Annotated in this window: 23 protein-coding genes and 1 pseudogene; 9 read left to right on the forward strand and 15 right to left on the reverse strand. The window is 45.2% G+C overall.

Features of this window, described 5'->3' with window-relative positions:
* The first annotated feature begins 592 nt into the window (after positions 1–592).
* Positions 593–1147: a gamma carbonic anhydrase family protein gene (locus tag QWZ04_RS03010; RefSeq protein ID WP_290324793.1), complete on the forward strand. Its 555-nt coding sequence runs from the start codon at positions 593–595 to the stop codon at positions 1145–1147.
* Here QWZ04_RS03010 and QWZ04_RS03015 read toward each other — a convergent pair.
* The 4 genes from QWZ04_RS03015 to tsaC form a co-directional block, all read right to left on the reverse strand.
* A complete protein-coding gene (locus QWZ04_RS03015; protein WP_290324795.1) occupies positions 1140–1403 on the reverse strand; it encodes a DUF1488 family protein in 264 nt (87 codons plus the stop codon). The two genes, QWZ04_RS03010 and QWZ04_RS03015, sit on opposite strands and share 8 nt — an antisense overlap.
* Positions 1403–2236: a shikimate dehydrogenase gene (aroE, locus tag QWZ04_RS03020; protein WP_290324797.1), complete on the reverse strand. Its 834-nt coding sequence runs from the start codon at positions 2234–2236 to the stop codon at positions 1403–1405. Before aroE ends, QWZ04_RS03015 begins: the two co-directional genes overlap by 1 nt.
* Before the next feature lie 68 nt (positions 2237–2304).
* Positions 2305–3219, reverse strand: coding sequence for an oxygen-dependent coproporphyrinogen oxidase (hemF, locus tag QWZ04_RS03025; RefSeq protein ID WP_290324800.1), 915 nt, complete (start codon positions 3217–3219; stop codon positions 2305–2307).
* Between the two features lie 17 nt (positions 3220–3236).
* Complete coding sequence (gene tsaC, locus QWZ04_RS03030; RefSeq protein ID WP_290324802.1) at positions 3237–3794, reverse strand: L-threonylcarbamoyladenylate synthase type 1 TsaC; 558 nt, start codon at positions 3792–3794, stop codon at positions 3237–3239.
* A 193-nt stretch (positions 3795–3987) separates the two neighbouring features.
* On the opposite strand from tsaC, the gene purE reads away from it, so the two are divergent.
* On the forward strand, positions 3988–4473 hold the full coding sequence (gene purE, locus QWZ04_RS03035) for a 5-(carboxyamino)imidazole ribonucleotide mutase (protein ID WP_102523635.1): 486 nt from the start codon (positions 3988–3990) through the stop codon (positions 4471–4473).
* 5 nt (positions 4474–4478) lie between these two features.
* Positions 4479–5594, forward strand: coding sequence for a 5-(carboxyamino)imidazole ribonucleotide synthase (locus QWZ04_RS03040; RefSeq protein ID WP_290324804.1), 1116 nt, complete (start codon positions 4479–4481; stop codon positions 5592–5594).
* Positions 5595–5671: 77 nt separating this feature from the next.
* Here QWZ04_RS03040 and QWZ04_RS03045 read toward each other — a convergent pair whose 3' ends face one another.
* From QWZ04_RS03045 to QWZ04_RS03070, 6 genes and pseudogenes are all read right to left on the reverse strand, one after another.
* Entirely contained in the window at positions 5672–6409 is a 738-nt protein-coding gene (locus QWZ04_RS03045; protein WP_102523633.1) for a DUF3726 domain-containing protein, read from the reverse strand.
* Positions 6406–8139 carry a hypothetical protein gene (locus tag QWZ04_RS03050; RefSeq protein WP_290324807.1) on the reverse strand — a complete coding sequence of 578 codons (1734 nt, stop codon included), beginning with the start codon at positions 8137–8139 and terminating at the stop codon, positions 6406–6408. The genes QWZ04_RS03045 and QWZ04_RS03050 overlap by 4 nt, the downstream gene beginning before the upstream one ends.
* 85 nt (positions 8140–8224) lie before the next feature.
* Positions 8225–9730: pseudogene (locus QWZ04_RS03055) on the reverse strand (BCCT family transporter); the annotation flags it as partial.
* 231 nt (positions 9731–9961) lie between these two features.
* On the reverse strand, positions 9962–10951 hold the full coding sequence (locus QWZ04_RS03060; RefSeq protein ID WP_290324810.1) for a membrane dipeptidase: 990 nt from the start codon (positions 10949–10951) through the stop codon (positions 9962–9964).
* Between the two features lie 67 nt (positions 10952–11018).
* Positions 11019–12479: an aldehyde dehydrogenase family protein gene (locus QWZ04_RS03065; protein WP_290324944.1), complete on the reverse strand. Its 1461-nt coding sequence runs from the start codon at positions 12477–12479 to the stop codon at positions 11019–11021.
* Between the two features lie 83 nt (positions 12480–12562).
* Positions 12563–12961: a RidA family protein gene (locus tag QWZ04_RS03070; protein WP_102523628.1), complete on the reverse strand. Its 399-nt coding sequence runs from the start codon at positions 12959–12961 to the stop codon at positions 12563–12565.
* Between the two features lie 156 nt (positions 12962–13117).
* Here QWZ04_RS03070 and QWZ04_RS03075 point away from each other — a divergent pair, with 156 nt between their 5' ends.
* Positions 13118–14005 (forward strand): LysR family transcriptional regulator, encoded by an 888-nt coding sequence (locus tag QWZ04_RS03075; RefSeq protein WP_290324814.1) that lies wholly within the window; start codon positions 13118–13120, stop codon positions 14003–14005.
* A 29-nt stretch (positions 14006–14034) separates the two neighbouring features.
* On the opposite strand, the gene QWZ04_RS03080 is transcribed toward QWZ04_RS03075, so the two are convergent.
* Genes QWZ04_RS03080 through QWZ04_RS03095 form a run of 4 tightly spaced genes read right to left on the reverse strand, consistent with a single transcriptional unit; the run spans position 14035 to position 17330 of the window.
* Positions 14035–14628 (reverse strand): DNA topoisomerase family protein, encoded by a 594-nt coding sequence (locus QWZ04_RS03080; protein ID WP_102523626.1) that lies wholly within the window; start codon positions 14626–14628, stop codon positions 14035–14037.
* A 39-nt stretch (positions 14629–14667) separates the two neighbouring features.
* Positions 14668–15141, reverse strand: a complete 474-nt coding sequence (locus QWZ04_RS03085; protein ID WP_290324818.1) for a DUF494 family protein — start codon at positions 15139–15141, stop codon at positions 14668–14670.
* A gap of 2 nt (positions 15142–15143) precedes the next feature.
* Positions 15144–16241: a DNA-processing protein DprA gene (gene dprA, locus QWZ04_RS03090; protein ID WP_290324820.1), complete on the reverse strand. Its 1098-nt coding sequence runs from the start codon at positions 16239–16241 to the stop codon at positions 15144–15146.
* 3 nt (positions 16242–16244) lie between these two features.
* Complete coding sequence (locus tag QWZ04_RS03095; protein ID WP_290324821.1) at positions 16245–17330, reverse strand: LysM peptidoglycan-binding domain-containing protein; 1086 nt, start codon at positions 17328–17330, stop codon at positions 16245–16247.
* A 116-nt stretch (positions 17331–17446) separates the two neighbouring features.
* On the opposite strand from QWZ04_RS03095, the gene def reads away from it, so the two are divergent.
* The 5 genes from def to QWZ04_RS03120 all read left to right on the forward strand — a co-directional run bounded on the left by def (position 17447) and on the right by QWZ04_RS03120 (position 23254).
* The gene (def, locus tag QWZ04_RS03100) at positions 17447–17959 is read left to right on the forward strand and encodes a peptide deformylase (RefSeq protein WP_290324822.1); all 513 of its coding nucleotides are present in this window, start codon (positions 17447–17449) and stop codon (positions 17957–17959) included.
* Between the two features lie 13 nt (positions 17960–17972).
* Positions 17973–18920, forward strand: coding sequence for a methionyl-tRNA formyltransferase (fmt, locus tag QWZ04_RS03105; protein WP_290324823.1), 948 nt, complete (start codon positions 17973–17975; stop codon positions 18918–18920).
* An 80-nt stretch (positions 18921–19000) separates the two neighbouring features.
* Positions 19001–20287: a 16S rRNA (cytosine(967)-C(5))-methyltransferase RsmB gene (rsmB, locus tag QWZ04_RS03110; RefSeq protein ID WP_290324824.1), complete on the forward strand. Its 1287-nt coding sequence runs from the start codon at positions 19001–19003 to the stop codon at positions 20285–20287.
* A gap of 73 nt (positions 20288–20360) precedes the next feature.
* On the forward strand, positions 20361–21737 hold the full coding sequence (trkA, locus tag QWZ04_RS03115) for a Trk system potassium transporter TrkA (RefSeq protein ID WP_290324826.1): 1377 nt from the start codon (positions 20361–20363) through the stop codon (positions 21735–21737).
* Between the two features lie 71 nt (positions 21738–21808).
* A complete protein-coding gene (locus QWZ04_RS03120) occupies positions 21809–23254 on the forward strand; it encodes a TrkH family potassium uptake protein (protein WP_290324828.1) in 1446 nt (481 codons plus the stop codon).
* Here the strand turns inward: QWZ04_RS03120 and trhA are convergent.
* Positions 23251–23904 carry a PAQR family membrane homeostasis protein TrhA gene (gene trhA, locus QWZ04_RS03125; RefSeq protein WP_290324831.1) on the reverse strand — a complete coding sequence of 218 codons (654 nt, stop codon included), beginning with the start codon at positions 23902–23904 and terminating at the stop codon, positions 23251–23253. The two genes, QWZ04_RS03120 and trhA, sit on opposite strands and share 4 nt — an antisense overlap.
* Positions 23905–24009 lie beyond the last annotated feature (105 nt).

Genomic DNA, 24009 nt, shown 5'->3' on the forward strand with positions numbered 1-24009 from the left:
TGATCAAACTCTTCAATTTAAGATTTTGTCGGCTCAATGAATACTGACTTCAAAACTAATATTTACCGAAGTAAACATGTAATTCTAAAGCTATTACCATTCCAACAGAATGGTAATGAATTGACTGTGCCAAAATTAAGTAAACTTAATTTCGTATTGGTCACTCAGTTCATTGAAACCAAAGTTGTTTCCGAAGAAACAGTTTTTACCGAGGTAAAAACATTTTGATTATCATCAACGAGTGCCCACACAGATTGATAGGTTTAAATTATTAAAGAGCGTTTCGATTTAAGCTATGCTTGAATCGGACGGCCATTCTAGCGATTTAAGTTTTAGTGTCAACCACTTTTTTCAAAACTTTTTAAGCACTTGGCTTAGCTAGTAGACCTTACTGATTGGTTGCTCATATCTTTCGATGTGTGCTCCGTGTCAGTGAGGTCGCATTATAGAGATCAGCGTCACATTGGCAAGCCCTTTTTTACGATATTTTGCATTTTTTTATCGTTTGGGCGTTTTTCAAACAAATACCGCTATTTCTGCTACTAAAATCATCAGTATCACGCCATTATGAGTCTAGATTAAGGAGATAATCATGACTTCAATACGCAGCTATAAAGGCATTCAGCCAAAATTAGGCAAGCGTGTCTATATAGATAACAGCGCCGTCGTCGTTGGAGACATCCGAATTGGCGATGATTCCAGCATTTGGCCACATGTTGCAGCCCGTGGTGATGTAAACCATATCCATATTGGTAAACGCAGTAACGTACAAGACGGCAGTGTATTGCATGTTACCCATAAAAATGACGATAACCCTGACGGCTATCCTCTATTAATAGGGAATGACGTTACTGTTGGCCATAAGGTTATGTTGCATGGCTGCACGATAAAAGACAGAGTGTTAGTGGGAATGGGTGCCATTGTTTTAGATGGTGTCTATATAGAAGAAGACGTCATGATTGGTGCGGGTAGCTTAGTACCACCCAATAAGCGGCTAGAAAGTGGTTTTCTCTATGTTGGTAGCCCTGTAAAGCAAGCGCGCCCTTTAACAGACAAAGAACGCGCTTTTTTAAAACAGTCCGCTAAAAACTATGTACAGAACAAAAACGACTACCTTGTATGTGTACACGAAGTGAAAGCTAGATAATCTCTATTTGACCGAGCTCATTAAAGCTCTCTTCTTCTATTAGCTCTTCAGCCAAATCTTCTAAATCAAAACGAAGTTGGCTGAAAGCAGCTAATGCTTGTTCTTCATCAGCTATTTCACCATCAGACATACGGACAAGAACCGATTGATGAACAATACACTCAATCAAGGCTCCTGCTTGCTGTGCAGGAAAACTAATTTGTTGACTGTCTGATTTCCAACTTTGTATATCTGGAAACAAAATTGATTGGTTCATTACTGCCCTTCTAAATTTCTGCGTAATTCTCTTAGTATTTGCTTACCGCCGGGTCTAAGGCCCCGCCATAGCATAAAGCTTTCCGCCGCTTGCCCTACCAGCATACCAAGTCCGTCGTATCCGATTAATGCACCATTATCTAATGCCCACTGATTAAAACGAGTGGTTCCTTTGCCATACACCATGTCATAGCAAATGGTACTGGCTCCAAAAATGACAGGCTCTATGTTTGGTAAATCGCCCTGCAAGCCAGCTGAAGAAGCGTTAATAACCAAATCGTAAGGTTGTTTTACTTGAGACATCTCGATAGATGAAACAGCCCCGTATGCTTGGAACATATCGGCCAAGAGTTCTGCTTTAGCATAAGTACGATTGGTAATTTCTAGCTGCTTCGGTTTTTGCTCTAAGATGGATTGAATAACCCCTCTCGCTGCCCCACCAGCACCAATAAGTAAGATCCGAGCACCTTCTAATGGCACTTTCATCGAAAGCAAATCTTGAACTAGCCCAGCGCCATCGGTGGTATCACCTATAATTTCACCATCATCAAGTTTTTTTAAGGTATTCACAGCGCCTGCTAACTTTGCTCGCTCTGTTAAGCGATCTGCGAACTGATAGGCCTGCTCTTTGAAAGGGGCAGTAATGTTGCACCCTTTACCACCTTGGTCAAAAAATGATTTTGCAGCGGCTGCAAATTCTTCAGGAGGTGCACTTTGAGCGGTGTACTCTATGTTTTGATTAGTTTGACGGGCAAACAAGGTATGTATAAATGGGGATTTACTTTGGGAAATAGGATTGCCAAAAACGGCGTATTGATCATTTGGGTGGGCCATGTCCTTGCCTCTATGTAAAAAGGGTCACTGTTAATGACCCTATCACTATATAAGCAATGAAAAAACCCTTACCAGTCGATCGGCTTTAGGTATTGTTGAAGTTTCGCTTCTTCACTATTTTCTTCCGGCTCATATTGGTATTCCCATCGAGCCAGAGGTGGCATAGACATCAAGATGGATTCGGTACGGCCACCACTTTGCAACCCAAATAGCGTCCCTCGATCATAGACCAAGTTGAACTCAACATAACGCCCACGTCTATAGAGTTGGAAGTCACGTTGTTGCTGGCTAAACTCTGTAGAATGGCGTTTTTCTACAATAGGCAAATACGCTTGTGTATAACCAAGTCCTACCGCTTTCATGTATTCAAAGCTACGCTCAAAACCCCACTCATTCAGATCATCAAAGAACAAGCCTCCGACACCGCGAGTTTCGTTTCGATGTGGCAAGAAGAAGTATTTATCGCACCACGCTTTATGATCGCCATAAACGGATTCACCAAATGGCTCACACAGCTGCTTTGCTGTGTCATGCCAATGCTGGCAATCTTCGTCAAATGGATAGAATGGAGTCAAATCAAAACCACCGCCAAACCACCAGATTGGTGCTTCTCCCTCTTTTTCTGCAATAAAGAAGCGGACGTTAGCATGAGAAGTGGGAACAAATGGATTGTTTGGGTGCATCACTAACGAAACCCCCATCGCTTCAAACTTGCGCCCCGCTAACTCTGGTCTATGCGCTGTCGCAGACGCGGGCATTGCTTGGCCCTGTACGTGAGAAAAATTCACACCGCCTTGCTCAAAAACATGACCCGCTTTCATCACTCGAGTTCGGCCTCCGCCACCCAATTTTTCACCTGGTTCTCGTTGCCACGCATCTTCAACGAATTTAGCGTGACCGTCAGCTTGTTCTAGTTGCTGACAAATACTGTCTTGCAGTGACAATAGAAATTCTTTAACGGCTTGCTTATCTATCTGAGACATATTTTTCCTTGCTGAGATTAGCCCTGTCGGATCAATTGCAGAGTTTTGGCGTCACGAATTTCACTTGGCTTATCTCGCCCACCGGTTTTCCCCTCCAATATAGCGTCGAGTCTGTCGCCCAGTTGCTGATGGACTTCTTCGGTAGTCATACATGGAGGCTGCCCCGTTAGATTAGCACTGGTAGAGGTAATTGGCTTTCCAAACTCCCGACACAACTTTTGTACTAACGGATGATCGGTCACACGTACGGCTATCGAATCAAATTGCCCCGTCACGTGGCTAGAGGCTTTTTTACTCGCAGGCATAATCCAGGTTACTGGGCCAGGCCAACTGGTTTTCACTCTAGATAACTGTTGTTCGTTCAACTGTTCTTCATCTATATAAGGTAATAGCTGGGCATAATCAGCCGCAATAAGGATAAGCCCTTTTTCAACAGGGCGCTGCTTTAGCGCCAAAAGCTTATTTATTGCGTGAATATTATCAGGATCACAGCCCACCCCAAACACCCCTTCTGTCGGGTACGCAATAACTTCCCCTGCCTGTAGGGTTGAGATTGTATGTTTAAAATTGTCCATGACCGAGTTCCTAATGAATACACTTTATGAACTAAGTGTACAAACTATCATTCTCGTTGCCCAAAGCTATTTGTTTATAAAATGTATCAATATTCATCCACTAGCGACGCAAACGTTTTCCTTAAGCGTTTTTACCCGTATAATGCGCGCAAAATATCCGCTCACCTAATTTACGCACTTGAAGGAGTTTGAGATGAAAGTCGGTATTATCATGGGTTCTAAGTCTGATTGGCCAACAATGAAACTAGCAGCAGAAATGCTAGACCAATTTGGCGTTGCTTACGAAACCAAAGTGGTGTCTGCACACCGTACTCCTCAGTTATTAGCCGATTACGCAAGTGGCGCTAAAGATCGCGGAATTAAAGTGATCATTGCTGGCGCTGGCGGCGCAGCGCACCTTCCAGGTATGGCGGCTGCTTTTACTAGCCTTCCCGTATTAGGTGTTCCTGTTCAGTCTCGTGCGCTTAAAGGCATGGATTCTCTGCTTTCGATTGTTCAAATGCCAAAAGGTATTGCTGTTGGTACTCTCGCTATTGGCGAAGCTGGCGCGGCAAACGCAGGCATTTTAGCCGCGCAAATCCTAGGTACTCATGATGAAGAAGTGATGTCAAAGGTTGAAGCTTTCCGTGCAACACAAACGGAAACGGTATTAGCTAACCCAAACCCTGCAGAGGATTAATCGCCATGCACGTATTGGTGTTAGGTGCGGGCCAACTTGCTCGCATGATGTCTTTAGCCGGTGCTCCACTCAATATTGAGATTTCAGCCTTTGATGTTGGCAGTGAAAATATTGTGCACCCTCTCACGGCGCAGTTACTTGGCCACGGCCTTGAAAACGCCATTGAGAAAGCGGACGTAATCACAGCAGAGTTCGAGCATATTCCTCACGATGTACTCGATGTCTGTGAAAAGAGCGGAAAATTCTTTCCTACTACCGATGCAATTAAAGCTGGCGGTGATCGACGCATTGAAAAAGCCTTACTTGATAATGCCAACGTAAAAAATGCTAAATACGCCGTTATTGAAACTCGTGAAGATTTCGATGCCGCAATAGCCTATGTTGGCGTACCTATGGTGCTAAAAAGCGCCTTAGGTGGATACGACGGTAAAGGTCAATGGCGCTTAAAAGACACTGACAAAGCCGATGATATTTGGTCTGAAATGCAAGCCTGCATTGACGCGACACCAACTCAGGCAATTGTTGCCGAAGAATTTGTCGCTTTTGACCGCGAAGTATCATTAGTGGGTGCTCGTAATGCTCAGGGTGACATCGCTGTTTACCCATTGGCTGAAAACGTGCACACCGATGGTGTATTAAGCTTATCCACTGCCATTGTAGAGCCTGCACTTCAACAACAAGCAAAGCAAATGTTCACCGCTGTAGCAGAAAGCCTAGACTACGTTGGTGTGCTAGCCCTTGAATACTTTGATGTGCAAGGTCAGCTTCTGGTTAACGAAATTGCACCTCGTGTACACAATTCAGGTCACTGGACTCAGCAAGGCGCTGAAACTTGCCAATTTGAAAACCACTTGCGTGCGGTATGCAATATGCCATTAGGCAGCACCGAACTCATCCGCCCGACCACAATGATCAACATTCTTGGTGAAGATACATTACCAGAGTCTGCACTTGCGATGGATGGTTGTCATGTTCATTGGTATGGCAAAGAAAAACGCTCTGGTCGTAAAATGGGTCATATTAATGTTTGTGCGAACAGCAATGAAGCACTCACTGAAGCACTTCGTGTATTGGCAAATACTCTAGATGAACATGCGTTTCCTGCTCTGAAGAATATCTAGCCTACAGAACACCAAACAATAAAAGGCCGCAGATAAACGTATCTGCGGCCTTTTCGTATTTTACAAAAGATGGAAAGTTATACTAACTCACCAGCCCCCATTTTTGATTGTTCACTGTTTTCAACCAAAATAGCGGTGGCCGTTTCTTTTAATGCGGCCCATTCTGCGTCTTCTACTTCAATGCCCTTTTGCCAGGCATTTTCTTGTGATTGGGATAGTTCTTCCGAAGTGATATGAACGGGGTACTGTTGTGAAAGTAACGCTATATCAAAGTCATGGACTGAAAGCTCTATCGTCATGTCATGAAGTGATTCTTCTGCTACATCATTTAACTCAGAGTAAAAAAGCTCAGGGGAAACACAGCCACGATTCAAGATATACAAAATACGGTTAGGGCTAGTGCCATTACTCCACTTCGCTGTACACGCAATCCCCTTAGCCGCGAGTTTGACTAACTCACTATAAGCTAACCACCTATTATGGCAGTTTGTCAGTTCAACCTTGAGCGTCTTATGGCCTACCATTTTTTCAACGGCATAATCCATGATCACCGGCAAATGACACGCTAGGCTACTTTTATGCAAATCAACCTGAACCGTGACGCCTTTACTCGTCGCGAGTTTAATGTCGACGGGGTAATCTTCTTCTAGCCCTATAAAACGGCTCGCATTATTAAAGTGGCGAACCCCATGCAAGCCGACCATTTGTAGGTCTGCTACCATGGTGGCGATAACATCTGCTTCTCCACAACAACGGCGCATACCAAGAAAAGCCTTATTCACCGAAGCCACTAATTCATTATGAGAAACAATCATGACTTCTCTCCTTCTGTAGTGCTGCGCGTATTTATTAACTCGCTCTCGGTAGGTAAAAGCGGGAATATCCAATTATCTTGCTGACATTCATCTTCAATTTCATCCAATAGCGGAGCACCTTGGAAAAACGTTACTTGTACCCAGCGATCAGATCGAGGATCAAATTTAGTTGCACCAAATATGGCCAACTTACATCGCAGCAAGTGCATTGGTAATGAAGACCGATGCAAGACATTCATCTGTATGTCACCCATCGCCTTATTTCCTAGAGTCCAGGCTCGACGGGATATCGCTCGATATTGTGGCTGTAAAACAAAAAACTCAGCCAAAGACACGTCAGGAGAAAACGACTGCAGGGCTTGATGTAAATGATAGATCTGCCGACCAATATCCAAAGGCAACTCTCTGTCTTCGCCTGGCTCTTCACCTCGAACCCCTAGCCGTGGCTCTTCTTTATCTTGTGAGCGATACCAAAACCAATAATTATTCTCGGCCTGAGTGAAATCCGTATCAATCGCCCAACGGTAGTTTTGCTCCAAGGTCACAAGTAGATCTTGGACTTTTTTGCCACTGGGAATGGACAGTGTTTCATCGCAATTCATTTTTTCTTGAAATGCATCGACACGATCTGGGTACAACTCTAACAAACAAACCAATAACACTTCTTGAGCTTCTAAACTCATGCCCTGAGATTGTTCAACGACTTGTGCCCATGTTTGACGCGACTCTAACAAGGTGGGCAACTCTTGCTTTAACCACTGATTTAAATCGGCCACTGCCGTTTGATTGAGTTTCTTTTGTTGCTCATTAATCGTCACTACTTGTTGAAGGTGACTGACCGCTTTAAGCAGTAATTTTTGCAGCGATTGTTGTATGCTCAGCTCTGGCGTGCAAGTTAATACCGATGACAACGCTTTTTCTCGCGTAGTAAGCCATTGATCAACGATACATGGGTGATTAATTAAGTAAGGAGCCATCCCCAACCCCGTCGCATTACCGACCCCCAAATAGCGCTGCAATTGACGATGAAGACTCACCGATTGTGCGCCACCTTTTTGTTTTGCTAAATAATTAACCCAGTCGAGGCTGAATTCTCTTAGCAAATACACGGCACACATTTGGGCACTGAAAGATTGTTCAAAATCCGGATTGCGTTCCAATAGTTTAAAATCGGCAATGCCAAATTTACCGTTACCATATACTGCAGTAGTGCGTAGGATATAACCCACATCGGCTAATTCTTTCGAACTCGGTTGCTCGCCGTCGGCTAACCGACTAACAATGTGGTCAAAGACACGCACACTTTTATTGGCTCGTGCCAGCACCAGCACATTGTTCGGGTTTCTACCTGCTTCTTGCAAAGGGACGTTCGCTCGAAGTTTTTCCAATAGGCTGACATCAACATCTCCGTCAACCAATGCAAAGGTTACATCCCATTTTTCCGCAATGACGCGATCATTACGCTCATCATCAGCAATTTCATCGCAAAACACGACCAAGTGATAAGTATGGTTTGGCGTTGCCAGTTTGTAGATGACATGGCCAAACCCATCAGGGCTAAGCTGCCATTGATGCTTAGAGACTTTCCATTGTTGTTGTCCCATTTTTCGAATCATGGTTCTCACGAAGCTAATTCGAGATTGGTGCATTGCACCTAGCCTTTCTGGCGACATGACAACATCAGCATTTCGCAAAGACGTTTCAGTGTAAGTAGAACGATGTGCATCCATCTTGCTCACCACCATTTTTAATTATAAGAGTAGTAATGTTCAATTAAGGGTGAGTACGCTCACCCTTATCGATGTGTCTATTAGCTTATAGCCCTTGTTCTTTTGCCATTTTGATCGCTATTTGTGGCGCATTCCAAAGCGAAGGCAACAAGATCAACGACACAGGTACGGCTGTAATCACAATGAAGGATTGCAGTGCAGAAATACCACCCGAACCAAGAGATATCAGGATTAAAGCTGTTACCCCCATCATTACTCCCCAAAATGTTCTTATGACAGCGTTAGGTTCTGTTTCTCCACTGATCACCACACTGATGGTGTAGGTCATTGAGTCACCGGTTGTCACAATGAAGATCGTAGTAAGAACCAAAAATAAGATGGATATCAGCATTGGGAACGGCAACTGTTGTGTAACAGCAAGCAGAGCACCAGGAAGATTGAAGCCTTCAAAAGCTTTACTCACACTACCAGGGTCGGCGATTTCAAATGCGAGGCCAGACCCGCCAACAATCGTGAACCAAAAACAAGTCACTAATGGCGCAACCACACTGATTGTCGTCACCAATTGACGAATACTGCGGCCCCGAGAGATACGAGCAATAAAGATCGCCATCATAGGCCCATAACCTAGGAACCAGCCCCAGAAGAACACCGTCCACCAGCTCAACCAACCTTCATCACCACGATATGTTGCCATCGGGATGAAGTTATCCAACATGCTACCTACACCTTGAATATAGCCGTTAAAAATGAAATTCGTAGGGCCAAAAATAAGGATGTACACCATCAGAGCCATCGCCAGAATAACGTTATAACGGCTTAGCATCTGCATGCCTCGATTAAGCCCGCTTAACGCAGATAGGGTATACAGCACAATGGCAAATAGAATGATGATCAGTTGAGTGGTAAAGCCATCAGGAATATCAAACAACGCATTCAGTGCATAACTGACTTGTAAGCCCAAGAAGCCAATTGGCCCAATGGTTCCCGCAGCAACGGCAACAATACAACAAGCGTCAATCAGCGCACCTACATGCCCTTTTAATGCTCGCTCGCCCAACACTGGATACAATAAAATACGAGGTTTAAGCGGCAGTCCTTTATCATAATGAAGATGCATCACAACAATAGACGTTAAGCTGCCAACAATCGCCCACGCTAAAAACCCCCAATGCATGAATGATTGAGAAAGTGCATTCACCGCGCCTTGCTGAACATTATCTTGAGCACCATATAAGGGTGGAGGACTGACAAAATGGGCGATAGGCTCAGCGGCAGCCCAAAAGACACCACCACCAGCTAATAACGTACAGAAAATGATCGCCATCCAACGAAATGCATCCATTTCGGGCTTATCAATACCACCCAGTATCACTTTACCTGTGCGCCCTGCAGCAAGACCGATGCCAATCAGAAACGTCAGCAACAACAGGACTTGCCAGTAAGGGCCAAACACTTTGACCGACCAAGCAAATCCCGAGTTAACAAGACTCGAGAGTAACTTAGCGTCATACAAAGCAATCATGACGAACAGAGCAATAAAACCGCCGCTATACCAAAAGGCAGGGTTACTCAATCCAAGTTTGTCGGAATTGCTATTAGAGGTGGATAGGCTCTTCTCACTTGCAGCTTGGTTATTTGATGACTGCGCACTATTCGATGCAGTCCCCAAGTTAGAAGCTTTCACGCTATTGGTTAAATCAGACATGCTCTGACTCCAGAGTTTTGTACTATCACCTAAGTGGCAACAGCAAGCAGTGTATTTAACACCTACCCTATTATTGTTGTGCTGGGTAGGCTGTTCCTTGTTCGGGCTACAGCTTTACGAAATAGGCTCTAATCCTTGTTGTAGGAAATTGAACCAGTTCTCACCCAGAATTTTGCCCGCCTCAGATTCGTTAAATCCGTGACGCATTAAACCGTTATAAATATTTTCCATACCTGAACTTCCACAAAACCATGGCAATGCATCAGGCCAACCAGAGTTGTTTGCGGAACCTTCACCATAATCCATGGCTTTTGACCATCGACCGTTTCTCATCCATTCCAAGATTTCTTGCGGTTGGTTCAAGCACAAATCGCTGCCAATACCTAAGTGATCAACACCGACCATTTCTGCTGTTGTTGCGACCATTTGGCAAAAGTCTTCCAACGTACATTGGCTACCATTAGGTAAGTGAAATGGGTACAAGCTGAACCCAATCAATCCACCACGAGCGGTCAGTGCTTTGATCACCTCATTTGATTTATTACGTAAGGCGTCATGAGCAAAGGTTGGGTTAGCATGGCTAATGCATATGGGTCTTGAAGAAAGGTCGATCGCTTCTAATGTTGAACGTTCCGCGCTGTGGGACATATCGATGATCATCCCCACCCGATTCATTTCGGCTATCGCTTGCTTCCCAAAACGAGTAATACCACTATCGTTTTGTTCATAGCACCCCGTAGCTAGAAGGCTTTGGTTGTTATAAGTGAGCTGCATAATGAGCAAACCTTGCCTGCGCATAACCTCTATCAAGCCAATTTCATCTTCAATTGGTGAACAGTTTTGAGCACCAAGAAAAATGCCCACTCTTCCTGTTTGTTTTGCAAGCTCTACATCCGCCATTGAGTGAATCGGCATGATGAGATCCGAGTTCTGCTCAAATCGTAAATTCCACTCAGCAAAACGAGTTAGGGTTTCACGCGTATTCTCGTGGTACACCACCGTTGCGTGCACCGCAGTAATCCCACTCGCTTTTAGGGTTTGAAAGTACTCTCGATTCCAATTGCAGTACTGCAATCCATCAATCACAATCCGTTGCTGATACATAGCCACTCCTTTGATAACTTTGGTTATTTGGAAAGGCCTAATGGTTCATCCATCAGGCCAATCGACCTTAGTAAGGACGTTGGTAAGCCGTTTTCACAACGGTATAAAATTCTTTCGCGTATTGGCCTTGCTCTCTTGGTCCAAAGCTGGATTCTTTGCGGCCACCGAATGGCACATGATAATCCGTTCCAGCGGTCGGTAAGTTAACCATCACGCAGCCAGTCTGAGCTTGCTGTTTAAACATGGCACTAGTACGAAGACTTTGTGTAATGATGCCGCCCGTTAAACCAAAGCGCGTATCATTGGTGGTCGCTATGGCCTCTTCCAAGTTCGCCACTCGGATAACACTCGCCATCGGCGCAAACACCTCTTCTTGGTTAACTTCCCAGCTGTTTTGAGTATTTAGAAATAGCGTTGGTGACATGTAATAACCTTCATGTTCAAGGCTCAAGCGCTCTCCACCAAAGGCAAGTTCAGCGCCACTCTGGCGTGCTTTTTCGATCCAATTGAAGTTTGATTCCAATTGGTTATTGTCAACAACAGGCCCCATGAACACACCGTCTTCTAAAGCGTGACCGACTTTTAATTCGCTCATGCGTTTGATCAGCGCTTCTACGTAGGCGTCATGAATACCGTCCATCACCACTAAACGAGATGAAGCGGTACATTTCTGACCTGCTCCTGAAAATGATCCTGCTATCGTCGCATCAACCGCCGTTTGAATATCTGCATCATCGGCAATCACTAACGCATTTTTACTGCCCATCTCTAACTGACAACGGACAAAATTAGGCGCGGTCGCGGTCGCCACTTTACGTCCGGTTTCGACTGAACCCGTAAAGCTCACCCCATTGATCTCTTTCGAGTTGATTAAGGTATTGCCCACTTTAGAACCGCCGCCCAGCACCAAGTTAAATGTGCCAGCAGGAAGCCCTTGTCTGTGAATAATTTCCGTTAGCGCAACCGCACTTGCAGGGGTTAAATTGGCTGGTTTCCAAATCACGCTATTCCCAAACGCTAGCGCTGGTGCAATTTTCCAAGCTGCTGTTGCTGTCGGAAAGTTCCATGGTGAAATAATAGCAATCACTCCAACCGCCTCTCGAGTCACTTCAACAGAAACCCCTGGCCTTACGGAATCCGCACTGTCACCAATTTGGCGAAGCACTTCAGCTGCAAAATATTGGAAAAACTGCCCAGCTCGATATATCTCACCGCGCCCTTCTGCAAATGGTTTGCCCTCTTCACGAGATAACAAAGTGCCTAACTCATCACAACGGGCGATCAGTTCATCGCCAATGGCTTGCAATACTGCTTGCTTACGCTCAATGGGCGTTTTTTCCCATTCAGGCTGTGCCATTTTCGCCGCCGAAATAGCTTGATGGACTTGCTCTTCACTGGCTTGAGCAAAGTGACCTAAATTTTCACTAATGTCCGATGGGTTAATGTTTTCGATAGTGCTAACACCTGATTGCCATTCACCAGCGATATATAGCGCATTTTCAGATGGGGTATTGTTTGCATGAGTCATCATTCTTTCCTTGTAACTGTTGGACTGCGGTTGAGTCAGGCAGTCGTAAAAATTGGGAGAGTGCTATTCTTTCGTTTACGGCATCACTCAGATGCAGAAGACGCGGCATACACAACAAATTCCACCAGCATTTCTTCTCGAGCAAGACCGGCAACGATCATCGCCGCACGATTAGGATAAGGTGCATTAAAGTACTCAGCGTAAACACTGTTCACTGTTTTAAGATATTCACGGTCGGTAACATAAATAAGAACTTGAAGAACCGAGTCCAACGATTCACCCGCACACTCTAATGTGTGTACTAAGTTGTTGAACGTTTGTCTGGTTTGCGCCTCAATCCCCCCCTCGACAACAGCACCGGTTTCATCAATCGGTATCTGCGCAGTATAAAGCGTACCGTTATTTACGATCGCCCACTCAAGTGGCGCCTTAGAAGCAAATAAAGAAGTTTTAACTGGGTGTTTTATTGTTTGGGCATTCACGTCTTATCCAACCTTGTAACAACTATGTTTCAATATGGTTAAATAATGCGCTTTGAGATATGATAAATCTAACGGTAAATTTTGTTCATTTGATAATTAAAACTTATCACCTTATCAAACATAAGGTGAATAAAGGGCTGACAAGGAAATAACCCCATGAGCATCAAGCTCCAACAATTAAGTCATTTTGTGATGGTAGTCGAAGAAGGTGGGTTTCGCGCTGCGGCTAATCGAGCTAATCGTTCTCAAGCGGCACTTTCAACCTCTTTAAAGGAACTGGAAAAAACACTTGGTCAGCCACTATTTGAATCTGGCAATACGTCAAAATTAACGCCATTTGGTGAGATTTGTTTACCCAAAGTCACGCAATTTCTTAATGTTTATCAAGCACTAGATAATGACTTACGAGCCGCGGCAGCAGGTCAACAAGGCCGAGTTCGTATCGCCAGTGTCCCTTCTGTAGCCGCTAAATTGATCCCCAGCGTTCTTGGTGCTTTTTGTGAAAAGTACCCAAATGTAGAGGTGAGTTTAATTGACGATAACGCAGCCGGTGTAGAAACAAGACTACTGTCTGGGGAGGTTGATTTGGCTCTGGGAAACTGCTCCGAAGTTGATAATGGCGTTATCGATTTCACACCGCTGATTTCCGACCCTATCGGAGTAGTCTGCCTACGAGACAACCCCATTGCCGCCAAGCAAGAGGGCATCGAATGGCACACATTACTTGAACAACCCTTTATACGTAATGGAACCTGCACCTTACTCGATCCAACACCCGCGAGAGCATTAAGTAAGCAGGCCCTCTACTCAGTAGAAAACATCACATCATTATTTTCAGTGCTGGAGCTAGGAATAGGAGTAACGACATTACCAAAATTAGCCTTTCCAACGAATGAAACTCGCTTAATCTGGCTGCCTTTGATTGATCCTCCTCTTAAGCGTCAAATCGGTATATTTCGGCTTGCAGAAAGAACCATCTCACCGCAGGCACAAGCTTTCTACGACTTGTGCATTCAGTATCTCAACTATTCCGACGATGCTTAGGTTTCGACCAAACTTAAATTTAGTCGGGATTATTGGAGGGAAAGATCGCTTTGAGTATGCTGACACTTTCTATCAGCGCATTGAATTTTATCGCCGCTGGCCAATTTTTTTTCAATCAACAGCGGAAAGCCACATAACTCGCATTTACCTTTATACGGCGGCTGATTCAACGCAAACTTGCACTTAGGGAAGTTATCACACGCGTAAAAGGTTTTTCCGTAGCGCGATTTTCGCTCTACTAGGTGTCCCTTTCCGCAATCAGGGCAAGCAAATAGCGGCTGCTTCTCTTGCGGTTCAGTCGGTTTATCCATTGATTCAATATGATGGCACACAGGATAAGCACTACAGCCAATAAACATGCCATATCGACCTTGGCGCAACACCATTTCATGGCTGCATTCAGGGCAAGGGATCCCCAACTCTTTAACGATGTGACCATCGTTTTGATGCAGTGGTTTAATGAAGTCACACTCGGGGTATCGATTACACCCCAAGAACGGGCCGTGTTTGCCGTGTTTTAACGACAGTTCACCGCCCTCTTCGTTACTACATTTAGGACAAGACTCATGCTCTAGTGCATGCTCATGATTCGAAAAAAGCTGCTGATCGATTTTATTGCTCATATGACAATTACAAAATGCCTATTATTAAGGTCTACTGACCTAGTGAAGGATGCCGGTTTCGGTTGTGTACAACAGCTCTTCCATCTGCGTATAAGCGTTTTCATTTCCTGGAACATTAAACAAGACCAACAACACAATCCACTTGAGGTCATCAAGATGAAAGTCGCTTGTTTCAATCCCCATCACTCGATCAATCACCATTTCGCGAGTTTCGGTTGTAAGCACACCAACCTGCTCTAAAAAGAGTAAAAACCCACGGCATTTCATATCAATACGGTGCATTTCTGTGTCGGTATAAATGCGTACCGAAGTCGTTGAGTTCGTCGTAATCGCAGATTGGCCATCACTTTCTTGCAATGCCGCTAACTCTTCAAGCCAATTAAGCGCTTTATAAATTTCTTTTTGGTGGAAACCAGCACGAACCAACTCATCTTCGAGCTCGTCCTGATCAACCATCAGTTCTGCATCGCTGTGGATGTAGGTTTCGAACAAATACATCAATATGTCCATCATAACTAGCCCCTCCCCTTTCGAATATAGCCACCAGGTACTGCAACAACGTGCCCCAAGAGTTCTAACTCGAGCAGTTGCATCATGACTTCATGCACAGGTATATGGGTCCGCTGTGCAAGAATATCAACGGGTGTTGCTTGTTGTCCTACGTTAGCCATTAGTTTTGGAAATGGCAATGCTTCTTGCTCGGTCTCTGATGTAAATATAGTTGTTTGTTGCGATACTGACCATGAGACAAGAGTTTCTACCTCTTCTATAATGTCTTGAGGAGTCAAAACTAAGCAAGCACCAGACTTAATCAAACCGTTGCCGCCGTTACTATTTGGCGCATCAATTGATCCTGGCAAGGCGAACACATCCCGCCCTTGTTCTGCCGCATAACGAGCAGTGATTAATGATCCACTTCTTTGGGCGGCTTCCACCACAAACACACCAACCGATAAGCCACTTATTATTCTATTACGCCGAGGAAAATGAGTCGGATGAGGTTTTGTCGATGGGTGAAATTCGGAAACCAGTGCACCTTGTTCGATAATGCGACAGGCTAATTTTTTATGACGAGCAGGATAAATACAATCTAGGCCTGAACCCAAAACAGCAATAGTCTTGCCACTTTGTAGTGCACCATTGTGGGCATGGCCGTCAATGCCAAGCGCTAATCCACTAGTAACAATCAACCCACTTTCGGCCAGCGCTTTGGCAAAATTAGTGGCATGTCGAAGCCCATCAATACTGGCATTTCTACTGCCTACCATGGCTATTTGAGGTTGAGAAAGTGACGCAACATCGCCTTTTACAAAAATAACCGGTGGCGGGGATGAAACCTGTTTGAGAAGGCTGGGGTATGCGTCGTCTAATAAGGTCACAATATGATGGCTATCCGCCATTTGCCACTCTAAACACGCTTCCACATGGCCGTGACTGGATCTTTGAATATAAGATATTTGCTTAGCCGTCATTCCAAAAGACGTTAAACGCGCTTCATCTGAATGAATAATATTAACGGCACTATCAAACGCCAATAAGCGTCCTAGCGCAGTGGATCCTATTCTGGGAGTACTACTCAAAATTAGCCAAGCCGATAACTCTTTCTCGGTCATGCTTTACCTTACAACCGCGTTTAGCGGAGAAACCAAACCTGCGCTGCGATCAATCGGCTCTTTACTTTCGGTCACCATCGCCAAACTAAAGTGATCATAAGTACGTATAACCATGAGTTGCCCAATATGTACCGCAGGCAACATAATCTTTTTTGCTTGCTGATCTGCCAGTAATACACCATCAATAGCATGCTCGACTTGATACATACTGCCTTGAACCAGTTGGTCTTGCTTACCACGGTTGATGATCACCACATCATTAACCGTGGCGAACTTACTGCCATTCATCATGCCAACAACCTCTGGTGGGTGATGTTCACCATGAGAAGATGAAGGCTCAGCGGGGGCGGCGGAAGGGAAGAAAGACAAAGAATGCTCACTCGTATGATGCTCTTGGCTTAAAACGAGATCGCCCACTTTGACTTCTTGGGTTTGTTTCACGATTTTTAGCGCTGTCATCACGCTCTCATTGGAAACCTTTGCAGACAGGTCTACCGTTTTTGCCAGTGCAACCAACTTCAATGAGATCGCACTTTGGTTGTGAGGTTTACGGCGATGTGTTTCAACTTCTTTGTAAATCCCCCACTCACGAACTTGGCGATTCGCTTGGATATAAATAGTGTCTCGCGCAGTTAAAAAGTGACGACCACTTTCAGAGCCAACGACTCGATTCGCGGCTTGAAAGTCCTCTACCGAGAGCAACCTATCTTTCTGTAAATACGGCGTTAGTAATGGCTTTGCCAAAGCCGATAAGGCTTGATTGGCTGACTCTGTTCCATCTACTGTGTGGGCAGGCTTTAATTCAAGAGTTGGTTGCCCATCACGCCAAATCAGCGTCAGTTTGTCTCCAGGATAAATAAGGTGAGGATTATTAATCGCTGGGTTTGCGCGCCAAAGCTTTGGCCACAACCATGGGCTATCCAAATAAAGTGCTGAAATATCCCATAGGGTATCGCCTTTGATCACTTCATAAGCCGTCGGCGCATTTGTTTTTAATTCTATGTTTGCCGCTACTGCAACTCTACTGACAGAAAAGCATGAAACAGCAGTACAAATAACCAGAGCTGCCTTTAAAAATCTCCCTTTCATACCACTACTCCATTGTGAATCTTTGCTTTGGATGCTGTCATTTAGGTCATAAAATGTCTAGAATTGACCCAACTAGGTTTTAGCTGTTTCGGCACAGTTCAATATTTCGAGTGTATATGTCTGTATTACAAGTACTAACTTTCCCAGATGACCGCTTACGCACCGTGGCCAAGCCCGTGCAGGAAGTAACATCAGAGACCCAAAAAATCGTCGATGACATGATTGAAACCATGTACGACGAAGAAGGCATCGGCCTTGCGGCAACTCAAGTCGATATCCACCAACGCATCGTGGTGATTGATGTGTCTGAGACACGCGATGAACCAATGGTGCTTATCAACCCTGAAATCACTGAAAAACGCGGTGAAGATGGTATTGAAGAAGGTTGCTTGTCTGTTCCCGGTGCTCGTGCATTGGTAGAGCGTGCTGCCGAAGTCACTGTTACGGCACTTGATCGTGATGGTAAAGAATTCAGCTTTGAAGCCAACGAATTACTAGCAATATGTGTTCAACATGAGCTTGACCATTTAGAAGGCAAACTATTTGTCGATTACCTTTCGCCTCTAAAACGTAAGCGCATTAAAGATAAGCTAGAAAAAATTCAACGCAGCAACGCTAAAAACAAATAGAAACGAGGTTACCTTGAGCCAGTCATTAAGAATTGTCTTTGCAGGTACTCCGGACTTCGCCGCCCGTCATTTGGCGGCGTTGTTGTCTTCGGAGCACGAAATCATCGGTGTTTACACCCAGCCAGATCGCCCTGCAGGTCGTGGCAAAAAGCTGACCGCGAGCCCAGTTAAAAATATCGCACTTGAAAGTAATATTCCGGTATTCCAACCTGAAAACTTTAAATCGGATGAAGCCAAGCAACAACTCGCTGACCTTAATGCCGACTTAATGATTGTTGTGGCGTACGGCCTATTACTGCCACAAGCCGTACTCGATACCCCTCGTTTAGGTTGTATCAATGTGCATGGCTCTATCTTGCCTCGCTGGCGTGGTGCAGCTCCTATCCAACGTTCTATTTGGGCGGGTGATGCCGAGACTGGCGTAACCATTATGCAGATGGACATTGGTCTTGATACTGGTGATATGCTCAAAATTGCGACCTTGCCAATTGAAGCAACGGATACCAGTGCAAGTATGTATGACAAGCTAGCCGATCTTGGCCCGCAAGCTTTGATTGATTGCGTTGCTGATATTGCTACAGGTAAAGCCGTTGCGACCAAGCAAGACGATGCACTGGCAAATTACGCCAAAAAGCTAAGTAAAGAAGAAGCAAAAATCGATTGGACACAAGATGCAGCCTTCATTGAGCGTTGCGTTCGAGCTTTTAATCCTTGGCCAATGAGTCATTTCAGTGTAGCTGAAAACACCATTAAGGTGTGGCAAACCCGTGTGATAGCAACAAGCCAAGACAAAGCGCCGGGAACGATTATCCAAGCGGATAAAACCGGTATTTATATTGCAACAGGCAAAGACGTATTAGTGCTAGAACAATTACAAGTTCCGGGCAAGAAAGCCATGTCAGTACAGGATATTTTAAACTCCCGTGCAGCTTGGTTTGAAGTGGGCAGCCAATTAGGCTAAACCTGCTCCATAAATTACCATTATCATTTAGGCCAGCGTTTACTGGCCTATCTCAATTAGATTTATTTTAGGTTTTGATCATGAATGTTCGCGCAGCAGCAGCAAACGTACTTTTCCAAGTGGTAGACAAAGGCCACTCTCTTTCTCACGCTCTTCCAGCGGCGCAGAAAACCATCAAGCCACGCGATCATGCGTTGCTTCAAGAGATCTGTTACGGTGCTCTGCGTTATTTACCTCGCTTAGAGTCCATTGTCAATGAATTAATGGACACGCCATTAAAAGGTAAGCAGCGCGTATTCCATCACCTAATCTTGGTGGGTATTTATCAACTTAGCTTCATGCGAATCCCAGCACACGCGGCGGTGGGGGAAACGGTTGAAGCAACGGAAACCCTACGTGGTCCTCGCTTAAAAAACCTAATTAACGCGGTACTGCGTAATTATCAACGCAATCAAGAACAGTTAGACGAAATTTCTGTTAGCCACAGTGCAGGCAAATATGGCCACCCTGGTTGGATCATGAAATCACTTCAAGCGGCCTACCCAGACAAATGGGAAAGCATTGTAGAAGCCAACAACCAGAAAGCCCCGATGTGGCTACGTGTGAACCGCCAGCACCATACTCGTGACGAGTACATGGAACTGCTTAAAAACGAAAACATTGAATGCATTGCGCACTCGAAAGCCCAAGACGCCATAAAATTGGCCGCGCCTTGTGATGTGATGACGCTACCGGGCTTTGATAAAGGCTGGGTATCTGTTCAGGACGCCGCGGCTCAACTGTCGGTAGACTTCTTAGCACCACAAAATGGCGACCTGATCTTAGATTGTTGTGCCGCACCTGGTGGTAAAACCGCACACATTCTAGAACACACTAACGACACTGAAGTGGTGGCGATTGATTGTGATGTGAACCGTTTAGACCGTGTATACGACAACCTAGATCGCTTGCAACTAAAAGCCGACGTGATTTGCGGTGACGCTCGCTACCCTGAAGAGTGGTGGACTGGTGGTCAGTTTGACCGAATTTTACTTGATGCTCCATGTTCAGCAACTGGCGTAATACGTCGTCACCCAGACATCAAATGGCTACGTCGCGCGACCGATATTGAAGCATTGGCTGAATTACAAAGTGAAATCTTTGATGCCATGTGGCGTCAGCTGAAGCCAGGTGGCACCATGGTGTATGCAACCTGCTCAGTAACACCACAGGAAAACCGCGATCAAGTCATCGCATTCCTAAAGCGTACTGAAGATGCACAACTAGAAGGCTCTGATCCAAAAAACCCAGGCTACCAGATTCTACCTGGCGATGAAGATATGGATGGTTTCTACTACGCCGTTCTAACCAAGCGTACAGACAGCTAACCAAAACACGAAGTACAACTAAGACTACAGAGCGAGCATAAGCTCGCTCTGATTGAGATAACATAGGTGAACGATGAAAATCATCATACTTGGTGCTGGGCAAGTCGGCGGCACACTGGCAGAAAACTTGGTGGGTGAAAACAACGATATTACGGTTGTTGACCGTGATGGCGATCGCCTAAGAGAACTACAAGATAAGTATGACCTTCGTGTGGTGAATGGTTATGCCAGTCACCCCGACACTCTGCAAGAAGCCGGCGCTCAAGATGCGGATATGCTGGTTGCCGTAACCAATGCGGATGAAACCAACATGGCGGCTTGCCAAGTAGCGTTTACCCTGTTTAACACACCAAACCGTATTGCTCGAATTCGTTCACCGCAATACCTGGCTCAAAAAGACGCGTTATTTCAATCTGGTGCGATTCCAGTTGATCACCTAATTGCACCAGAAGAATTAGTAACAAGCTACATTGAGCGCTTAATCCAATACCCTGGAGCTCTGCAAGTGGTCAGTTTTGCTGAACGAAAAGTCAGCTTAGTGGCGGTAAAAGCCTATTACGGCGGCCCGTTAGTGGGTAATGCGTTATCCGCGTTGCGTGAACACATGCCGCACATTGATACTCGCGTGGCAGCAATCTTCCGTCAAGGTCGCCCTATCAGGCCTCAAGGCACAACCATCATTGAAGCCGACGATGAAGTATTCTTTGTTGCGGCCAGTAATCATATTCGCTCAGTAATGAGTGAACTGCAAAGACTAGAGAAACCATACCGCCGCATCATGATTGTTGGTGGTGGTAATATCGGAGCTAGCCTTGCGAAAAGACTTGAACAACAATACAGCGTGAAACTGATTGAGCGCAGCACTCATCGTGCCGAGCAATTATCAGAAGAATTAGAAAACACCATCGTATTTTGTGGCGACGCCGCTGACCAGGAACTGCTACTAGAAGAAAATATCGACCAAGTTGATGTGTTCATCGCTCTCACCAATGAAGATGAAACCAACATCATGTCTGCCATGCTAGCAAAACGCATGGGCGCTAAAAAAGTAATGGTGCTGATCCAACGTGGTGCCTACGTTGATTTGGTTCAAGGTGGCGTTATCGATGTCGCCATATCACCACAACAAGCGACTATTTCAGCCTTGCTGACTCATGTTCGTCGAGCCGATATTGTTAACGTATCGTCATTACGACGTGGCGCAGCAGAAGCCATCGAAGCCATCGCTCACGGTGACGAAAGCACATCTAAAGTAGTTGGCCGGGCCGTTGGCGACATTAAGCTTCCTCCGGGCACGACCATTGGTGCTATTGTTCGTGGTGAAGAAGTACTCATTGCCCACGACAGAACCGTTATTGAACAAGACGATCACGTTGTGATGTTCTTAGTCGATAAAAAATACGTACCCGATGTTGAACGTCTATTCCAACCGAGTCCTTTCTTCCTATAATCGAGCTATGCTTTGGGGTGGTAATCCTGCGTTAGGATTACTACCAACAAGCCTGCTGGTGAACAATCGTTATGGTTAACCTACGCCCTATTTTATTCGTTATTGGACTTGTGCTATCAAAGTTAGCGCTGTTTATGTACGTGCCTACCATCGTTGCATTTATCACGGGTACAGGTGGGTTTTTAGAATTTGGTAAGTCACTGATCATCTTGCATGTGGCCGCTTTTGCCTGTTTAACCATTGGCCGAACCGCAACATTTCGGCTAGGTGTGCGAGATATGTTTCTCATTACCTCGTTGGTCTGGACAATAGCCAGTGCGTTTGCCGCCCTACCGTTTGTTTTCATCAACCATATTAGCTTTACCGATGCTTACTTTGAAACAATGTCAGGAATAACGACAACCGGTTCTACCGTACTCAGCGGCCTAGACTCGATGGCACCAAGCATTTTACTCTGGCGTTCAATTTTACAATGGCTCGGCGGGATCGGGTTTATCGTAATGGGCGTGGCGATATTACCCATGCTAAATGTTGGGGGGATGCGACTATTCCAAACTGAGTCTTCTGATTGGTCCGATAAAAGCTCTCCTAGAATGAAAAACGTGGCAATAAACATTGTGTACGTTTATCTGACACTAACGGCACTGTGCATTATTGGCTATTTAGTCACTGGCATGAACTTATTTGATGCCGTCAATCATGCTTTTACCACATTATCTACAGGTGGATATTCTACATCTGACGGGTCGATGAACCACTTCTCTCACGGCTCTCAATGGGTAGGGACGCTATTTATGTTCCTTGGTGGTCTGCCATTCTTGCTGTTTGTTGTCGCCCTTAAAAAGCGCACCCCAAAGGCTTTATGGCGTGATGCACAAGTTCGTGGCTTCTTCTATTTGGTTGTCACCACCACCTTAATTGTGGCGTTATGGCTGACTTACCATAACCATTACCACTTTATCGATGCGGTACGTGTCGCTATGTTTAACATCGTTTCGGTGATCACTACCACCGGTTTTGGCTTAGAAGACTTTTCAGCTTGGGGCGCACTGCCGACGGTTATTTTTGCCTTTATCATGATGGCAGGGGCGTGTTCTGGCTCAACTTCTGGCGGCATAAAAGTGTTCCGCTTTCAAATCGCATTAACCTTGTTAAACAAACAAATGCTGAGGCTAATCCACCCATCAGGTGTGTTTGTTCAAAAGTACAACCAGCGCCAAGTGAATGACGACATCGTCCGTTCTCTGGTCGCTTTTGGCTTAACCTTTTTTATTACCATCATCATCATTGCCGCCATTCTCAGCGGACTGGGTCTTGACTCTGTAACTGCGATATCAGGTGCAGTAACTGCGGTTGCGAATGTGGGGCCTGGAATGGGTAACGTGATAGGCCCGACAGGTAATTTTGCTTCTTTACCAGACAGCGCTAAATGGGTATTAAGTGTAGGCATGTTGATGGGAAGACTGGAAATACTGACCATTCTGGTACTTTTCTTTCCAGCCTTTTGGCGTCGTTAAATCGGTGTGACAAACAAATAAATAGCAAAAAAATGACACGCGCTGCCCGCTAATACAAAGCCATGCCATATGGCGTGGTTGTATGGAATGCGATCATTAGCGTAAAAAATCACGCCTAGCGAATACACCACGCCACCTAAAGCGAGCAATACCAGCCCACCGATATCAATGGTAATCGCCAGTTGATAAATAACCACTAGCGACAGCCAGCCCATACTCAGGTAGCTGTAGAGCGACAAACGTTCGAAACGATAAATGAACACCACTTTGCCAATGATCCCCACTAAGGCTATCAACCAAATAACGCCCATTAAGCCAATCGCCAGAGGCGTGCGCAGCCCAACAAGTAAGAATGGCGTATAACTGCCGGCTATCAATAAATAGATAGCACAGTGATCAAACGTTTTTAGCCATCGTTGTGCTGATGGTTTAGTGTTGGCATGGTAAAGCGTCGATGCAAGATACAGTAAAATCATGCTGCTACCGTAAGCCGTCATGCTAAAAAACGTCAGCATATCGGCTTGGTAACTGAAAGACTTAACCAACATAAGGACTAAGCCAATCACACTGGCCAACAGCCCCACCCCATGGGTAATCGTATTGGCTAGCTCTTCTTTTTTACTGTAATCATTAATGGATAGCTCGGTCATAAACGCCTTAAAAACTAGAGTTAGAACTCAACATTCGGCAGTATGACACATTCAGAGTACACATGTAAGCTGAAATTATTAACAGACATCCACACTCAACATGCG

The sequence above is a fragment of the Vibrio tapetis subsp. quintayensis genome, from assembly GCF_030409945.1.
GTDB lineage: Bacteria > Pseudomonadota > Gammaproteobacteria > Enterobacterales > Vibrionaceae > Vibrio > Vibrio quintayensis.

Excerpts from the sequence above, each read along its gene's own strand:
- QWZ04_RS03010 (WP_290324793.1), top strand. The coding sequence starts at position 593 with ATGACTTCAATACGCAGCTATAAAGGCATTCAGCCAAAATTAGGCAAG.
- QWZ04_RS03015 (WP_290324795.1), bottom strand. The coding sequence starts at position 1,403 with ATGAACCAATCAATTTTGTTTCCAGATATACAAAGTTGGAAATCAGAC.
- aroE (WP_290324797.1), bottom strand. The coding sequence starts at position 2,236 with ATGGCCCACCCAAATGATCAATACGCCGTTTTTGGCAATCCTATTTCC.
- hemF (WP_290324800.1), bottom strand. The coding sequence starts at position 3,219 with ATGTCTCAGATAGATAAGCAAGCCGTTAAAGAATTTCTATTGTCACTG.
- tsaC (WP_290324802.1), bottom strand. The coding sequence starts at position 3,794 with ATGGACAATTTTAAACATACAATCTCAACCCTACAGGCAGGGGAAGTT.
- purE (WP_102523635.1), top strand. The coding sequence starts at position 3,988 with ATGAAAGTCGGTATTATCATGGGTTCTAAGTCTGATTGGCCAACAATG.
- QWZ04_RS03040 (WP_290324804.1), top strand. The coding sequence starts at position 4,479 with ATGCACGTATTGGTGTTAGGTGCGGGCCAACTTGCTCGCATGATGTCT.
- QWZ04_RS03045 (WP_102523633.1), bottom strand. The coding sequence starts at position 6,409 with ATGATTGTTTCTCATAATGAATTAGTGGCTTCGGTGAATAAGGCTTTT.
- QWZ04_RS03050 (WP_290324807.1), bottom strand. The coding sequence starts at position 8,139 with ATGGATGCACATCGTTCTACTTACACTGAAACGTCTTTGCGAAATGCT.
- QWZ04_RS03060 (WP_290324810.1), bottom strand. The coding sequence starts at position 10,951 with ATGTATCAGCAACGGATTGTGATTGATGGATTGCAGTACTGCAATTGG.
- QWZ04_RS03065 (WP_290324944.1), bottom strand. The coding sequence starts at position 12,479 with ATGACTCATGCAAACAATACCCCATCTGAAAATGCGCTATATATCGCT.
- QWZ04_RS03075 (WP_290324814.1), top strand. The coding sequence starts at position 13,118 with ATGAGCATCAAGCTCCAACAATTAAGTCATTTTGTGATGGTAGTCGAA.
- QWZ04_RS03080 (WP_102523626.1), bottom strand. The coding sequence starts at position 14,628 with ATGAGCAATAAAATCGATCAGCAGCTTTTTTCGAATCATGAGCATGCA.
- QWZ04_RS03085 (WP_290324818.1), bottom strand. The coding sequence starts at position 15,141 with ATGATGGACATATTGATGTATTTGTTCGAAACCTACATCCACAGCGAT.
- dprA (WP_290324820.1), bottom strand. The coding sequence starts at position 16,241 with ATGACCGAGAAAGAGTTATCGGCTTGGCTAATTTTGAGTAGTACTCCC.
- QWZ04_RS03095 (WP_290324821.1), bottom strand. The coding sequence starts at position 17,330 with ATGAAAGGGAGATTTTTAAAGGCAGCTCTGGTTATTTGTACTGCTGTT.
- def (WP_290324822.1), top strand. The coding sequence starts at position 17,447 with ATGTCTGTATTACAAGTACTAACTTTCCCAGATGACCGCTTACGCACC.
- rsmB (WP_290324824.1), top strand. The coding sequence starts at position 19,001 with ATGAATGTTCGCGCAGCAGCAGCAAACGTACTTTTCCAAGTGGTAGAC.
- trkA (WP_290324826.1), top strand. The coding sequence starts at position 20,361 with ATGAAAATCATCATACTTGGTGCTGGGCAAGTCGGCGGCACACTGGCA.
- QWZ04_RS03120 (WP_290324828.1), top strand. The coding sequence starts at position 21,809 with ATGGTTAACCTACGCCCTATTTTATTCGTTATTGGACTTGTGCTATCA.
- trhA (WP_290324831.1), bottom strand. The coding sequence starts at position 23,904 with ATGACCGAGCTATCCATTAATGATTACAGTAAAAAAGAAGAGCTAGCC.